General features: G+C 67.8%; 12 protein-coding genes. 8 read left to right on the top strand and 4 right to left on the bottom strand.

Features of this window, described 5'->3' with window-relative positions; all coding sequences use genetic code 11:
- Positions 1-8: 8 nt before the first annotated feature.
- Positions 9-902 carry a DUF4261 domain-containing protein gene (locus ABIC90_RS11145; RefSeq protein WP_354354176.1) on the bottom strand — a complete coding sequence of 298 codons (894 nt, stop codon included), beginning with the start codon at positions 900-902 and terminating at the stop codon, positions 9-11.
- A gap of 145 nt (positions 903-1,047) precedes the next feature.
- Between ABIC90_RS11145 and ABIC90_RS11150 the strand changes: the two genes are divergently transcribed.
- Both ABIC90_RS11150 and ABIC90_RS11155 read left to right on the top strand, forming a co-directional pair.
- Positions 1,048-2,310 (top strand): 6-phosphofructokinase, encoded by a 1,263-nt coding sequence (locus tag ABIC90_RS11150; RefSeq protein ID WP_354354177.1) that lies wholly within the window; start codon positions 1,048-1,050, stop codon positions 2,308-2,310.
- Positions 2,307-2,540: a cysteine-rich CWC family protein gene (locus tag ABIC90_RS11155; RefSeq protein ID WP_354354178.1), complete on the top strand. Its 234-nt coding sequence runs from the start codon at positions 2,307-2,309 to the stop codon at positions 2,538-2,540. Before ABIC90_RS11150 ends, ABIC90_RS11155 begins: the two co-directional genes overlap by 4 nt.
- On the opposite strand, the gene ABIC90_RS11160 is transcribed toward ABIC90_RS11155, so the two are convergent.
- A complete protein-coding gene (locus ABIC90_RS11160) occupies positions 2,531-3,883 on the bottom strand; it encodes a zinc-binding metallopeptidase family protein (protein WP_354354179.1) in 1,353 nt (450 codons plus the stop codon). The two genes, ABIC90_RS11155 and ABIC90_RS11160, sit on opposite strands and share 10 nt — an antisense overlap.
- 131 nt (positions 3,884-4,014) lie before the next feature.
- Between ABIC90_RS11160 and ABIC90_RS11165 the strand changes: the two genes are divergently transcribed.
- The 4 genes from ABIC90_RS11165 to ABIC90_RS11180 all read left to right on the top strand — a co-directional run bounded on the left by ABIC90_RS11165 (position 4,015) and on the right by ABIC90_RS11180 (position 9,915).
- Positions 4,015-5,505: a DHA2 family efflux MFS transporter permease subunit gene (locus tag ABIC90_RS11165; protein ID WP_354354180.1), complete on the top strand. Its 1,491-nt coding sequence runs from the start codon at positions 4,015-4,017 to the stop codon at positions 5,503-5,505.
- 107 nt (positions 5,506-5,612) lie between these two features.
- The gene (locus ABIC90_RS11170; protein WP_354354181.1) at positions 5,613-6,755 is read left to right on the top strand and encodes an ABC transporter substrate-binding protein; all 1,143 of its coding nucleotides are present in this window, start codon (positions 5,613-5,615) and stop codon (positions 6,753-6,755) included.
- Positions 6,756-6,821: 66 nt separating this feature from the next.
- Positions 6,822-7,589 carry a class II glutamine amidotransferase gene (locus tag ABIC90_RS11175; RefSeq protein WP_354354182.1) on the top strand — a complete coding sequence of 256 codons (768 nt, stop codon included), beginning with the start codon at positions 6,822-6,824 and terminating at the stop codon, positions 7,587-7,589.
- 115 nt (positions 7,590-7,704) lie between these two features.
- Positions 7,705-9,915 (top strand): TonB-dependent receptor, encoded by a 2,211-nt coding sequence (locus ABIC90_RS11180; protein ID WP_436318197.1) that lies wholly within the window; start codon positions 7,705-7,707, stop codon positions 9,913-9,915.
- Positions 9,916-9,923: 8 nt separating this feature from the next.
- On the opposite strand, the gene gshB is transcribed toward ABIC90_RS11180, so the two are convergent.
- A complete protein-coding gene (gshB, locus tag ABIC90_RS11185; RefSeq protein ID WP_354354184.1) occupies positions 9,924-10,877 on the bottom strand; it encodes a glutathione synthase in 954 nt (317 codons plus the stop codon).
- The gene (locus ABIC90_RS11190) at positions 10,877-12,145 is read right to left on the bottom strand and encodes a benzoate/H(+) symporter BenE family transporter (RefSeq protein WP_354354185.1); all 1,269 of its coding nucleotides are present in this window, start codon (positions 12,143-12,145) and stop codon (positions 10,877-10,879) included. The genes gshB and ABIC90_RS11190 overlap by 1 nt, the downstream gene beginning before the upstream one ends.
- A 117-nt stretch (positions 12,146-12,262) precedes the next feature.
- Here ABIC90_RS11190 and ABIC90_RS11195 point away from each other — a divergent pair, with 117 nt between their 5' ends.
- Together ABIC90_RS11195 and ABIC90_RS11200 are read left to right on the top strand one after the other, a co-directional pair.
- On the top strand, positions 12,263-12,676 hold the full coding sequence (locus tag ABIC90_RS11195; RefSeq protein WP_354354186.1) for a nuclear transport factor 2 family protein: 414 nt from the start codon (positions 12,263-12,265) through the stop codon (positions 12,674-12,676).
- A 10-nt stretch (positions 12,677-12,686) separates the two neighbouring features.
- Positions 12,687-13,610 (top strand): polysaccharide deacetylase family protein, encoded by a 924-nt coding sequence (locus tag ABIC90_RS11200; protein ID WP_354354187.1) that lies wholly within the window; start codon positions 12,687-12,689, stop codon positions 13,608-13,610.
- Positions 13,611-13,614: the final 4 nt, after the last annotated feature.

The following is a 13,614-nucleotide window of genomic DNA, read 5'->3' on the forward strand; positions in this document are numbered from 1 at the left end:
GGGCCGTCTCAATGAGACCGCTGCGCGATCTCGTCGGCACCGATCATCTCGGCCACCATCACCGTGCCGGGGCCGTCGAGAAAGTACTCGGTCGCGGCCGGTGCGCGCAGCCGCATGAAGCGGTCCTCGCCCACCTGCATGGTGTGGCCCGGCCCCATGTCCGCGCCGCTGTCGACCAGGTAGCGCAGGACATTGCCGAACAGCTGGAAGTACGTCTCGCCCTCGTGATGGCCTTCGGCCAGCACGGCAAAGTCGGGATGGCCGAAGCGGTCGGCGCCATGGGTGCGCATCCACACGCCCTGGACGCCTTCGACCTCGTACTTGACGAAGCCGCAGTACAGAGCGGGCAACTCGAGCTCGCGCAGCAGCTCGATGCGGTCCCCCTCGACCTCGGCGTCGAACACGCCCGCCGGCATCGAGGTGCGGGCGGCCTCGTTCACCACCGCCAGCGCACCGAGGCGGGCCAGCGCGCCGGCCACGGTGGCCAGCGCCACGTACTGCTCGAGCACCGAGGCCTCGCGCCCGGCGTAGTAGAGGATCACGTGGCCGCGGTGGGCACGCACCTGCGCCTTGAGTTCCTGCGGGTAGTGCGCCGGCGCGACGCAGGGCTCGAGCGCGTCGGCCGGCATCGGCGCATCGAAGCCGACCAGCCGAACCACGTGCTTTCGCCAGCCCACCAGCGCGATGAAGGCGCCCGGGTCGGGCGAGATCTCGCAACGCGCGTCGCCGGTCGACCGGTGGTAGGCGCGCAGCGCCTGGCCGAGCGCCGCGATGTCGATCTTCTGCGAATCGGAGAACAGGACCGTTAGCGCGACGGGATCTTCCAGATCGGGGTTCGCCAGCAGCGCGTCGGCGTCGGCCGGCTCGTCCTTGCGGCCGAAGAAACGGGAAAAGATGCTCACTCGAGGACTCCTTGGATTGCTCTGCAGCACCGGTGCACGGCGCACAGGGAAAAGAACTGTAATCGCGCCCGGATCGCCGGCCCGGCAATTGGCCTGCGGACGGCGATTGCGCCAGAATGGCCCTCCCCGCGCGCGAAGGATCTCCATGCCCAACGACCTCACCAATGCCTTCTACGCCCAGTCGGGCGGTGTCACCTCGGTCATCAACGCGTCGGCCTGCGGCGTGATCGAGACGGCACGCCAACACCCGGACCGCATCGGCAAGCTCTACGCCGGACGCAACGGCATCATCGGCGCGCTGACCGAGGAGCTGATCGACACCGGCGCCGAATCGGCCGAGGCCATTGCGGCGCTGCGTTCCACGCCTTCGGGCGCGTTCGGTTCGTGCCGCTACAAGCTCAAGTCGCTCGAAAAGAACCGCCGTGAATACGAGCGGCTCATCGAAGTGTTCAAGGCGCACGGCATTGGCTATTTCTTCTACAACGGCGGCGGCGATTCGGCCGACACCTGCTTCAAGGTGAGCCAGCTGTCGCAATCGCTGGGCTATCCGCTGCAGGCCATCCATGTGCCCAAGACCATCGACAACGACCTGCCGCTGACCGACTGCTGCCCGGGCTTCGGCTCGGTTGCCAAGTATGTGGCGGTGTCCACGCTCGAGGCCTCGTTCGATGTGCGCTCGATGGCGGCGACCTCGACCAAGGTGTTCGTGCTCGAAGTGATGGGGCGCCATGCGGGCTGGATTGCCGCAGCCGGCGGACTCGCCGCGGACCATGGCATCCCGGTGGTGGTGCTGTTCCCCGAGATCGAGTTCGACAAGGCGCGCTTCATCGCGCGTGTCGACGAACTGGTGAAGCAGCACGGCTACTGCTCGGTGGTGGTGTCCGAAGGCTGCCACCATCCCGACGGCACCTTCCTCGCGGAACAGGGCTCGCGCGATGCCTTCGGGCATGCGCAGCTGGGCGGCGCTGCGCCGGTGGTGGCGCAGATGGTGAAGGACGCGCTGGGCCACAAGTTCCACTGGGCGGTGGCCGATTACCTGCAGCGCGCGGCGCGGCACATCGCCTCGGCGACCGACGTGAAGCAGGCCTACGAACTGGGACAGCGCGCGGTCGAGCTCGCGCTCGAAGGCCGCAACGCGGTGATGCCGACCATCGAGCGCATCTCCGACGTGCCCTATGCCTATCGCCTGGGCAGCGCACCGCTCGAATCGGTCGCCAATGTCGAGAAACCGATGCCGCGCGATTTCATTTCGGACGACGGCTACGGCATCACCGAGAAGTGCAGGCGCTACCTGCTGCCGCTGATCGAAGGCGAGGACTACCCCGCCTACCGCGACGGGCTGCCGGTGTACGTGAGTTTGAAGAACGTGGCGGTGGCGAAGAAGCTGCCGGCCTTCGAGCTCGCATGACCACCGCCGCCGCCGCTTCGGTCATCGACGCCGCACGCTGCCCGCTGTGCGGCGCGTCGAACCGCTGCGCGATGGAAATCGAGCGCGAGACCGGCCAGGCCCAGCCGCCCTGCTGGTGCATGCAGGCGGACTTCAGCAATGCACCGCTCACGAACCTGCCCGAGTCGCTGCGCGGCCTGGCCTGCATCTGCGCGCGCTGCGCAGCGGGAACGCCGCCGGCTCAGAACTGACCGGCGCCCTGCGATTGCGATTGCGATTGCGATTGCGATTCAGGCTGCACAGGCTCGGGTGCCGCTGCCACGGCTTCAGGCACAGCCGCCGCCACATCGCTGGCCGCCACCATCGTCGGCGCCGAGCCGCTGCGCTGCTCGCTGATCACGCGGTGGATGAACTGCAGCTTGCCCACCGCCGTGCGCGGCATCACGAAGGGGTAGTAGTCCGGTTGTCCCATGCTGCGCGACAACTCGTTGAGCACATTGGTCAGCAGCACCCAGCCATTGACGAAATCCAGGAATTTCGCGGCATCGGGATGGTCGGGCTGCCAGAGGTCGTCGGTGGTGAAGAGGTCGCTCGCGAGCTCGACGTTGGTCGCATCGACGCCGAAGCTCATCGCGGTGTCCGCGGTGTCGGCCATGTGCAGGTAGTGCGCCCAGGTTTCGGCCCAGTCTTCCCACGGGTGCGTGCTCGCGTAGCTGCTCACGAAACGGTCGGCCCAGTCGGGCGGCGGGCCTTGCTCGTAATGCCTCTGCAGCGAGGCCGCATAGTCGGCGCGCTCGTCGCCGAAGAGCGCGCGATAGTCGTCGAGCCATGGCGTGGGCTGCACCAGCAGGTCCCAGTAGTAGTGGCCGATCTCGTGGCGAAAGTGGCCCAGCAGCGTGCGATAGGGCTCGCGCATCTCGGCGCGGATGCGTTCGCGCACCGCGTCTTCCGCCTCTTCGGCGTTGAGGGTGATCACGCCGTCTTCATGGCCCGTCATCACATGCGGGCCGCCCGGCATGTTGCTGAGGAAATCGAAGGCCAGGCCGTGTACCGGGTCTGAATGCCGGCTCACCACCGGCAAGCCGAGTGCGAGCAGTTGCGAAATGAGACGGCGCTTGGCCTGTTCGAGCTTGCCCCAGAAGACGCCGTGGGCCTCGACCGAGAGATCGGGGATGGTCCGCGTGGCACTGCAGGCGAGGCAATAGCCGGGCGCCAGGCCGTGCACGTCGGCGGGCGCTTCTTCGCCCTCGCGCGCGGCCGGCACCATCCAGCTGCAGGCGGCCGGGGTCATGAGGTTCGCGCAGCGGCGGTAGGTCTTGCCGTGCGGGTCGCCGAACACGGTGAAGGTGTCGGGCAGTGCGCCCTCGCCTTCGGCAGGCGCCAGCGGCATCACGCCCAGGCGGTCGATCACGTAGCCGAGCGGCGTGTGGCAAGCCAGGCATTCGCTGTTGCGCAGGAACACGGGGCGGCCGCACTGGCAGCGGTAGGCGCGGCTCACGGTGGGCGCGGCGAGTTCGGTGGCGAGCGTGGGCGCAAGCTCCGGCGCAGCCTGGCCGGCTTGTTCGGCGATGGGGTCGGTGATCGGGGAATCCATGGGGTGGTGCTCGTGAGCGGCTTGACGCAGAAGGGACAGCCGACGCATTGTGAAGCGCCCCTGCACACGCTCCGCCAAGCAAAGACCGATATGCTTGTAGGACGACGGACCCCGTGACATTCCGCCGCCCCATGACCTCTCCCCCACAGCCTCCAGAAGCCGCGACGACGCCGGCCCCACCTTCCATCGGCAGCCTGCGCGAACGCTACGGTGAACGCTACCGCTGGTACCTGCTGCTGTCGGTGATGGTGGGCACGATGGCATCGATCATGTCCTCGACCATCGTCAACGTGGCGATCCCCGGCATGAGCCATCACTTTTCGCTCGGACAGGAGCGCGCGCAGTGGGTGAGTTCGGGCTTCATGGTGGCGATGACGGTGTCGATGCTCACCACGCCGTGGCTGCTGTCGCGCTACGGCTACCGCCGCACTTATGTGGGCACGATGCTGTTGCTGCTGGTGGGCGGCATCGTGGGCGGGCTGGCCAACAACTTCTCGCTGGTGCTGTTCGCGCGCGTGGCCGAGGGGCTGGCGGCGGGCGTGGTGCAGCCCATTCCGGCCATCATCATCCTGCGCGCCTTCGAGCCGCACGAGCAGGGGCGCGCGAGCGGCATCTTCGGCATGGGCGTGGTGCTGGCGCCGGCCATCGGGCCGAGCATCGGCGGGGTGCTGGTCGACCTGTTCGGCTGGCGCTCGATCTTCTTCATGGTGGTGCCGTTCTGCCTGGCCTCGATCTGGCTGGCCTACAAGTTCGTGCCCAGGACAGCGCCGGGCGGCGTGGCCGCGGTGCGCGGCGGCGGGCTCGATGCGCGCGGCCTCGCGCTGGGCACGGTGGGCACGCTGTGCCTGCTGAACGGGCTGGTCGAACTGCGCGGGGATTCGCCGGTGCAGGCCGCGCTGCTGCTGGCCGGCGCGCTCGCGTCCTTCGTCGCCTTCGTGTGGTGGCAGCGCCGGCTCGCGGCCTCGGGCGGCACACCGCTCATGAACCTCGCGCTGTTTCAGTACCGGCAGTTCGCCATGGGCAGCGTGGTCGCCTTCATCTACGGCACGGCGCTGTTCGGCTCGACCTACCTCTTGCCGGTGTACATGCAGGTGGGGCTGGGCCTGTCGGCCTCGCACGTGGGAACCATCCTGCTGCCGGCCGGCATCGTGCTGGCCGTGACCATCGCGGGCGTGGGCCGGCTGGCGGACCGGCATCCGACCTGGGTGCTGGTGACCGTGGGCCTGGTGCTGCTGGCGGCTTCCTTCGCGCTGATGATGGTGCTGAAGCTGGACAGCGCGCTCTGGCTGCTGGTGGCCTTCGCGATCATCGGGCGCATCGGGCTGGGCTTCATCCTGCCCTCGCTCAACCTGGGCTCGATGCGGCCGCTGGCCAAGCCGCTGATCCCGCAAGGCGCGAGCGCCATCAACTTCGTGCGCATGCTGGGCGGCGCGGCCGGCGTGAGCCTGTGCGCCATCGTGCTGGAGTGGCGACTGGCGGCGCATGGCGATTCGCTGGCCAATCCGTTGAGCAGCCCCGCACGGCTTGCTGCATTCGACGAGGTGTTCGCGATGCTGGCCGGGCTTTGCGCGCTGGCGGTCATTGCGGCCTGGCAACTGCGCGAAGGGCCCAGGAGCGCCTGACAAAGCCTGAGGGGACGGCGCGCAACAAGGGGTAAACCCCGGCGGTGCGGTCGAGCGCTTTCGCATCCAATTGTCATCAGTTGTATCTGATTGCAAATCGACTCCTCATGCATCGTAGAAATTTCATTGCCGCCTCGGCTGCGGCAGCGGCCGGACTCGGCCAGCTTTCCATTTCCGCCCACGCCGCAGAGAACGGCGTCAGCGACAGCGAAATCGTGCTGGGCCACACCGGCATCCTGAGCGGCCCGCTGGGCGTGCCGGTCAAGGTGGTGATGGCCGGGGCCGGGCTGGCCTTCGATGCGGTCAATGCACAGGGCGGGTTGTCGGGCCGCAAGATCCGCGTGGTGTCGCTGGACGACGAGTTGAAGCCCGAGAAGGCGCTGGCCAACTACGAGAAGCTGCTGGCGGAGCACCGCGTCTTCGCCTTCTTCGGCTGCGTGGGCTCGGGCACCACCGCCGCGGGCGCCAAGGTCGTCAACCAGAGCGGCGCGCCGACGGTGGGCGGCTATGCGGTGTCGGATTCGGCCCGCGAGAAGATGGGCGGCGCGGGCTACTTCGTGCGCGCCACCTTCGCGCGCGAGGCCCAGGCGCTGGTGCAGCACCTGACGACCATCGGCGTTTCGCGGATCGCGGTGGCCTATCTGGACAACCCCGGCGGCGCGGAAGTCGCCAAGCTGGTCGAGGCCGCGCTGGACACGCTCAAGCTCAAGCCCGAAGCCGCCGTGGCGGTCAAGGGCGACGGCACGGGCAACGAGGCGGCCGGCAAGGCGCTGGCCGACAGCAAGGCGCAGGCCGTGATCATGTACCTGGGCGGCGGCATCGGCGGCGAGGTCATGAAGGCCGCCTGGGCCGCGGGCGGGCGCCAGATGTACTACGGCATGTCGATCGTGCCGGGCGACGTCACCGCCAGGCTCGTGGGCGACAAGACCAGCGGGCTGGCCATCTCGCAGATCGTGCCCTACCCCTGGAGCGAGGTCGACGCCGCGGCGCGCGAGTTCCGCCAGCTGGCCGAACGCGCCAAGGTGGACATGGGTTATCTCGCCTACGAGGGCTATGTGAACGCGCTCGTGATGATCGAGGGCCTGCGCCGCACCGGCCGCGACCTGACACGCGCGAAGCTGCATGCCGCGCTGAAGGCGATGAAGCTGCGCATCGGCGGCATGGAAATCGACTTCACCGGCGCCAGCAACACGGGCTCGCGCTTCATCGAGATGGTGCGCGTGACCAAGGAGGGCAAGTTCATCCGCTAGACGCAGCCCTTGCCTTGCGGCCGGGGCAGGCCCGGCGCCGGCGCAAATCGCGGTCTAATCGCTGCCATGTGCCAATTGCTAGGGATGAACTGCAACACGCCGACCGACGTGACCTTCAGCTTCACGGGGTTCGCGCAACGCGGCGGCCGCACCGACCATCACGCGGACGGCTGGGGCATCGCGTTCTTCGAGGACCGCGGGCTGCGCCATTTCGTCGACCACCAGCCGGCCTGCGAATCGCCGGTGGCGGAGCTGATCCGGCGCTACCCCATACAGAGCCGCAACGTCATCGCGCACATCCGCAAGGCCACGCAGGGCGAGATCAACCTGCAGAACTGCCACCCGTTCGTGCGCGAACTGTGGGGGCGCTACTGGGTGTTCGCCCACAACGGCGACCTGAAAGACTTCAGGCCGCGCCTGCACGGCAACTTCCATCCGGTGGGCAACACCGACAGCGAGCACGCCTTCTGCTGGCTGATGCAGGAACTGGCGAAGTCGCATGCGGGCGTGCCCAGCATCGAGGAGCTGACGCTCACGCTGCGCGAACTGGCGCCGCAGCTCGCAAGCCACGGCACCTTCAACTTCATGCTCTCCAACGGGCAGGCGCTGTGGGCGCACGCATCGACCCACCTCTGGTACGTGGAGCGCCAGCACCCCTTCGTGACGGCGCAGCTGTCCGACGAAGACCTGGAAATCGACTTCGCCCAGCACACCACCCCCACCGACCGCGTGGCCGTGGTGGTGACCACGCCGCTCACCACCAACGAGACCTGGACACCCTTCGCACCGGGCGAGCTGCATGTGTTCGTGGACGGGCAGCGGTCAATCGGCTGAGGTTTTGCCTAAACCTTTTGGTTGACACTTTTTTGCAACAATGCAAAAAAGTATCGGTGGAGCGAGTGCGCGCGAGAATAATAACGGTTCTCATTTGCACCCTATCGGACCGTTCATGCCCGCTCGCCTCTTCCATCTCCGTCCGACCGCGGTCGCCTCGCTGCTTGCCCTCCACGCCCTGACGGCGATGGCCCAGACCCCGGCCGCCGAGCCGGCATCGAGCGGCACCCTGGCCACCGTCAACGTCGAGGCCAGCGCCGACGCATCGGCCGAAGGCCTGACCAAGCCTTATGCCGGCGGCCAGGTGGCTCGCGGCGGGCGCGTCGGGATCCTGGGCAACCAGGACATGATGAGCACGCCGTTCTCCGGCACCAGCTATACCAATGAACTGATTCAGAACCAGCAAGCGCGCAGCGTGGCCGACGTGCTGCAGAACGACCCGACGGTGCGCGTCGCGCGCGGCTTCGGCAATTTCCAGGAGTCGTATTTCATCCGCGGCTTCATCGTGAATTCCGATGACATCGCCTACAACGGCCTCTACGGCCTGCTGCCGCGCCAGTACATCTCGTCCGAACTCTTCGAGCGCGTGGAAGTGTTCCGCGGCGCAAGCGCCTTCCTCAACGGCGCCGCGCCCAGCGGTGGCGGCATCGGCGGCAACATCAACCTGCTGCCCAAGCGCGCGCCGAACGATCCGCTCACACAGGTCACGCTCGGCACGGCCAGCGGCTCGCAAGGCTACGTCGCGACCGACATCGCCCGGCGCTTCGGCCCGGACCAGAGCCTGGGCGTGCGTCTGAACGCCGCGCACCGTGACGGCGGCACGGGCGTCGATGCCGAGCAGGCCAAGCTCGACGTGGCCTCGGTCGGCTTCGACTGGCGCGGCCGCAACGCGCGCATCTCGGCGGACATCGGCCATCAGGAGCATCGGCTCTCGCGCACGCGTCCCAACGTCACGCTCGGCAGCGGCGCGACCTTCGTGCCGGCTGCACCCGACAACAAGCTGAACTATGCGCAGCCCTGGACCTACTCCAACGAGCGCGACACCTTCGGCTCGGTGCGCGGCGAGTACGACATCACCGACAACGTGACCGCATGGATCGCCGGCGGCGCGCGCAAAAGCCATGAAGGCAATGCGCTTGCCGGCATCACCGTCACCGACAACTTCGGCTCCGGCGACATGTCCCGCTTCGAGAACCAGCGGCAGGACAGCACGCGCACCGCAGAAGCCGGCGTGCGCGGCAAGTTCACGACCGGACCTGTCAACCACTCGGTGGTGGTCTCGTACTCGTACTACCAGTTGAAGGAGAAGAACGCCTACAAGTGGGATTTCTTCAACAACCTGAAGAGCAGCATCTACGCGCCCATCGGCTATCCGATTCCGGCCTACACAGCGAGCGCCTTCCGCGGCAACGACCTCGACAATCCGGCGCTCCTGACGCAAACCCGCCTGAGCAGCCTGGCCATCGGCGACACCCTCTCCTTCCTGGACGACCGCGCGCAACTCACACTTGGCGTGCGCCGCCAGAAACTCGAATCGACCGACTTCGCCTACGACACCGGCAAGCCCGCCGGCTACGACAAGAGCCGCACCAGCCCGATGGCCGGCTTCGTGTTCAAGCTGCAGCCGCAGGTCTCGCTCTACGCCAACTACATCGAAGGCCTGAGCAAGGGCGAGACCGCGCCGTCGACCTCCACCGCCGGTGCCGTGCTCAACGCAGGTGCGCAACTCACGCCCTACGTGTCGAAACAGAAGGAAATCGGCGTCAAGTACGACGGCGGCGGCATCGGCGGCGGCATTGCCTTCTTCTCGACCGACAAGCCGCGAGCGCTGGTGAACAGCGCCGGCTATTACGTATCCGAAGGCAAGGACCGCCACCAGGGTGTCGAGCTCACTGCCTTCGGCGAGATCACGAAGGGCTTGCGCGTGCTGGGCGGCATCACCTTCCTGGACGCCAAGCAGCGCTCGACGGGCGACGCAACGACCGACGGCAAGAAGGTCATCGGCATTCCCAAGACCCAGGGCAGCATCGGTCTCGACTGGGACGTGCCAGGCGTACGTGGCCTGGCGCTGGACGGCCGCATCGTTGCTACCGGCCACAGCTATGCAGATGCGGCGAACAAACTGAGCGTGCCGGGCTGGACGCGGGTGGACATCGGCGCGCGCTACCTGACCGAAGTGGCCGGCAAACTGGTGACAGTGCGCGCGCGCATCGAGAACCTGGCCAACCGCAACTACTGGGCATCGGTGGGCGGCTACCCGAACAACGGCTATCTGGTGCTTGGCGCCCCGCGCACGTTCAGCCTGTCGGCGCAGCTGGACTTTTGATCGCCCGGCTACGCTGAAGCGAGACGCGCCTCCAGCGCGTCGATGAACATCGCCGGCACATCGAAGCCGGTCTGCTCGGTGATCTCCTGAAAGCAGGTCGGGCTGGTCACGTTGATCTCGGTCACCGCATCGCCGATCACGTCCAGGCCGATCAACAGCAGCCCGCGCGGCGCCAGCACCTTGCCGATGGCCTCGGCGATCTCGCGGTTGCGCGCGGTCAGCGGCTGGGCCACGCCCTTGCCACCGGCCGCGAGGTTGCCGCGCACTTCGGTGCCCTGCGGAATGCGCGCCAGCACGAAGGGCGCCGGCTCGCCCGCGATGATCAGGATGCGCTTGTCGCCCTCGACCACCTGGGGCACGAAGCGCTGGACCATGATCGTCTCGGCGCCGTCCTTGTTGAGCGTCTCGATGATGGAGCCCAGGTTCAGCGCGTCCTGCTTCACGCGGAAGATGCCCATGCCGCCCATGCCGTCGAGGGGCTTGAGGATGATGTCGCCGTGCTCGGCGTGGAAGTCGCGCACGGCCTGCGCACTGCGGGTGACCAGCGTGGGCGTGACGAACTGCGGAAACTCCATGATCGCGAGCTTCTCGGGGTGGTCGCGCAGCGCGCGCGGCGAGTTGACCACCTGCGCGCCCTCGCGCTCGGCCTGCTGCAGCAGGTGCGTGGAATAGATGTACTCGGCGTCGAAGGGCGGGTCCTTGCGCATCAGCACCGCATCGAAGTCTTTCAGCGCCTTCGATTCGGTGATGTCGACCGTGTACCAGTCCTTCGGGTCGCCGGTGAGCGTGATCTGCTGCACCGTGGCCGTCACCAGCCCGCCCGACTTCCACTGGATGTCCTGCGGCAGGCAGGCCGCGATGCGGTGGCCGCGGCGCTGGGCCTCGCGCATCATCGAGAAGGTGGTGTCCTTGTAGATCTTGAAATGATCGAGCGGGTCGGCGACGAAGAGGATGTTTTTCATCAGGCGTTCTTTCCGGCGCCGGGTGCGGCGGCCGCGTTGGTTTCTGGCGCGATGTTGCCGGAAGCATCGATGCCCTTGTCGGTGGAGGCCTTTGCAGCCGGGCGGCGCCCCACCTGCTGCACCGCGAGCGCCACCGCCCCGGCCACCACGCCCCAGAAGGCCGAGCCGATGCCTGCCAGCGTCACGCCCGAGAGCGTAACCAGGAAGGTGATGATCGCGGCCTCGCGGTGCGATTCGTCGCGCACCGCGGCCGCGAGCCCGCCGCCGATGGTGCCCAGCAACGCCAGGCCGGCGATGGCCGCGACCAGCTCTTTGGGAAACGCCGTGAGCAGCCCCGTGACCGCCGCGCCGAAGAGCCCGATCACCACATAGATTGCGCCGCAGCTCACGGCTGCGGTGTAGCGCCGCGCCGGGTCTTCATGGGCTTCGCGGCCCATGCACATGGCGGCCGTGATCGCGCTCAGGTTGAGCGCAAAGGCGCCGAAAGGCGCGAGCACCAGCGTCGCCAGGCCGCTGATCGTGATGAGCTTGCTGATCGGCAGATCGCCATAGCCGCTCGCGCGGATCGCCGCCACGCCGGGCAGGTTCTGCGAGGCCATGGTCACCACGAAGAGCGGCAGCGCCAAGCTGACGATGGCCTGCCAGCGGAAGACCGGCATGGTGAACACCGGCCAGGTCAGCGAAAAATGCACCGCCGACCACGCCAGTTGGCCCCGCGCGGCGGCATAGACGACGGCCACCAGCAGCGTGACCGGCACCGCGTAGCGCGGCAGCATCCGCTTGGCGACGAGGTAGGTGCCCAGCATCAGCAGAACCAGCGGCAAGGCGGTCTGCGCCGCCACGAAGGCCGAGATGCCGAAGCGCGCGAGCACGCCGGCCAGGAGCGCCGAGGCGATCGCCATCGGAATTTTGTTCATCACCCGCTCGAACCAGCCGGTGGCTCCGGCCAGCACGATCAGCACCGCGCACACGATGAAGGCACCGACCGCCTCGCCCATGCCGTAGCCGATGCCCGCCACCGCCAGCACCGCGGCGCCGGGCGTGCTCCAGGCGAACATCACGGGCTTCTTCCACCACAGCGACGGCAGCACCGAGGCCAGGCCCATGCCGATGCCCAGCGCCCACATCCAGGACGCCGCGATCTCCGGCGTGGCGCCGAAGGCCTGCGCGGCCTGGAACACGATGGCCACCGAACTCGTGAAACCTACGAGCACGGCGACGAAGCCCGCAGTAAAGGCCGAAAGGCTCAGGTCCTTGAAAAATGACATCGGGCGATTGTGCCGGGCGCCTTGCACGCCCATTCGGCACAGGAATTGCGGCGGTTCCGGGTACGCTTTTCGCCAGGCACGGCCACGCACGGCTTGGCCCCCCACGATTGGAGAACCATGGACACCCCCGCCCCGCTCGATCCCGCCGCAGTCGTCGACGAATTCCTTCGGCTTGTGATGATTCCCGACCCCCAATCGGCCTCGCGCTTCACCGCGCCCGGCATCCGCATCCGCTTCACCGGCAACCGCGAAATGCATGCGCCCGGCGACACCTCGGCCTTCAATGCCAAGCGCTACGCCTGGGTCAAGAAGAAGATAGAACGCACCGAAACGGTGGCCGGCGGCACGCCCGAGGCCACGGTGGTCTACAGCCTGGGCACGCTCTACGGCGCCTGGCCCGACGGCACGCCCTTCGAAGGCAACCGCTATGTGGACCGTTACGTGGTGAGCCACGGGCTCATCGTGCAGATGGACGTGTGGAACGACAGCGCCGAATGGCTGCTGGTGCGCGCCGGGCTCGCGGTGCTGTGAGGCCGGGCGCATGACGACACGCTGGCCCGACCTGCTGCCCTCGCACGACCGCTTCGACTACCGCCCGATCACACGGCGCCCCGACTACACCTGGCCGAACGGCGCGCGGCTGGCGGTGTACCTGGGCTTCAACATCGAGCACTTCGCTTTCGGCGACGGCCTGGGCGCCTGCATCGGCCCGGCTTCGCCGCAGCCCGATGTGCTGAACCACGGCTGGCGCGAATACGGCAACCGCGTGGGCGCGTGGCGTTGCCTCGAACTTTTCGATGCGCTCGCGCTGCCGACCGGTGCGCTCATCAACACCGCGCTGTACGACCACTGCCCGGAGCTGGTTGAGACGTGCGTCGCGCGCGGCGACGAACTGATCGGCCACGGCCACAGCAACGCGGAACGCCAGGGCGCGCTCGACGAAGAACACGAACGCGCGCTGCTGATGCGCTGCCGCGAACGCATGCTGCGCGAGAGCGGACAGTCGCCCGCCGGGTGGTTGTCGCCGTGGATCTCGGAGAGCGCCGTCACGCCCGACCTGCTCGCCGAGACCGGCTACGGCTACACGCTCAACTGGTGCCACGACGACCAGCCGGTGCGAATGCGCACGCGCGGGGGCGGCGCGATCTGGTCGGTGCCTTATCCGCAGGAGCTCAACGACATTCCGATGATCGTGGGCCGGCTGATGGACGCGAAGGATTTCAGCGCGATGGTGGTCGACAACTTCGACGAGATGCTGGAGCAGTCGCGCGCGCAGCCGCTGGTGATGGGGCTGGCGCTGCATCCCTACATCGTGGGACAGCCCTACAGGCTGCGGCATCTGCGCACGGCGCTCGCGCACCTGGCGCGGGCGCGGGATCGCGGCGAGATCTGGTTCACGACGCCGGGGGCGATCGCGTCGCACATGACGCAGCTCGCGGCGGAGCGGCCCGGGGACTTCGGCTGAAGGG

The organism is Variovorax boronicumulans (genome assembly GCF_040544675.1).
Taxonomy (GTDB): domain Bacteria; phylum Pseudomonadota; class Gammaproteobacteria; order Burkholderiales; family Burkholderiaceae_C; genus Variovorax; species Variovorax boronicumulans_D.

Coding starts and splice junctions, on each gene's coding strand:
- ABIC90_RS11150 (WP_354354177.1), top strand. CDS start 1,048: ATGCCCAACGACCTCACCAATGCCTTCTACGCCCAGTCGGGCGGTGTC.
- ABIC90_RS11155 (WP_354354178.1), top strand. CDS start 2,307: ATGACCACCGCCGCCGCCGCTTCGGTCATCGACGCCGCACGCTGCCCG.
- ABIC90_RS11160 (WP_354354179.1), bottom strand. CDS start 3,883: ATGGATTCCCCGATCACCGACCCCATCGCCGAACAAGCCGGCCAGGCT.
- ABIC90_RS11165 (WP_354354180.1), top strand. CDS start 4,015: ATGACCTCTCCCCCACAGCCTCCAGAAGCCGCGACGACGCCGGCCCCA.
- ABIC90_RS11170 (WP_354354181.1), top strand. CDS start 5,613: ATGCATCGTAGAAATTTCATTGCCGCCTCGGCTGCGGCAGCGGCCGGA.
- ABIC90_RS11175 (WP_354354182.1), top strand. CDS start 6,822: ATGTGCCAATTGCTAGGGATGAACTGCAACACGCCGACCGACGTGACC.
- ABIC90_RS11180 (WP_436318197.1), top strand. CDS start 7,705: ATGCCCGCTCGCCTCTTCCATCTCCGTCCGACCGCGGTCGCCTCGCTG.
- gshB (WP_354354184.1), bottom strand. CDS start 10,877: ATGAAAAACATCCTCTTCGTCGCCGACCCGCTCGATCATTTCAAGATC.
- ABIC90_RS11190 (WP_354354185.1), bottom strand. CDS start 12,145: ATGTCATTTTTCAAGGACCTGAGCCTTTCGGCCTTTACTGCGGGCTTC.
- ABIC90_RS11195 (WP_354354186.1), top strand. CDS start 12,263: ATGGACACCCCCGCCCCGCTCGATCCCGCCGCAGTCGTCGACGAATTC.
- ABIC90_RS11200 (WP_354354187.1), top strand. CDS start 12,687: ATGACGACACGCTGGCCCGACCTGCTGCCCTCGCACGACCGCTTCGAC.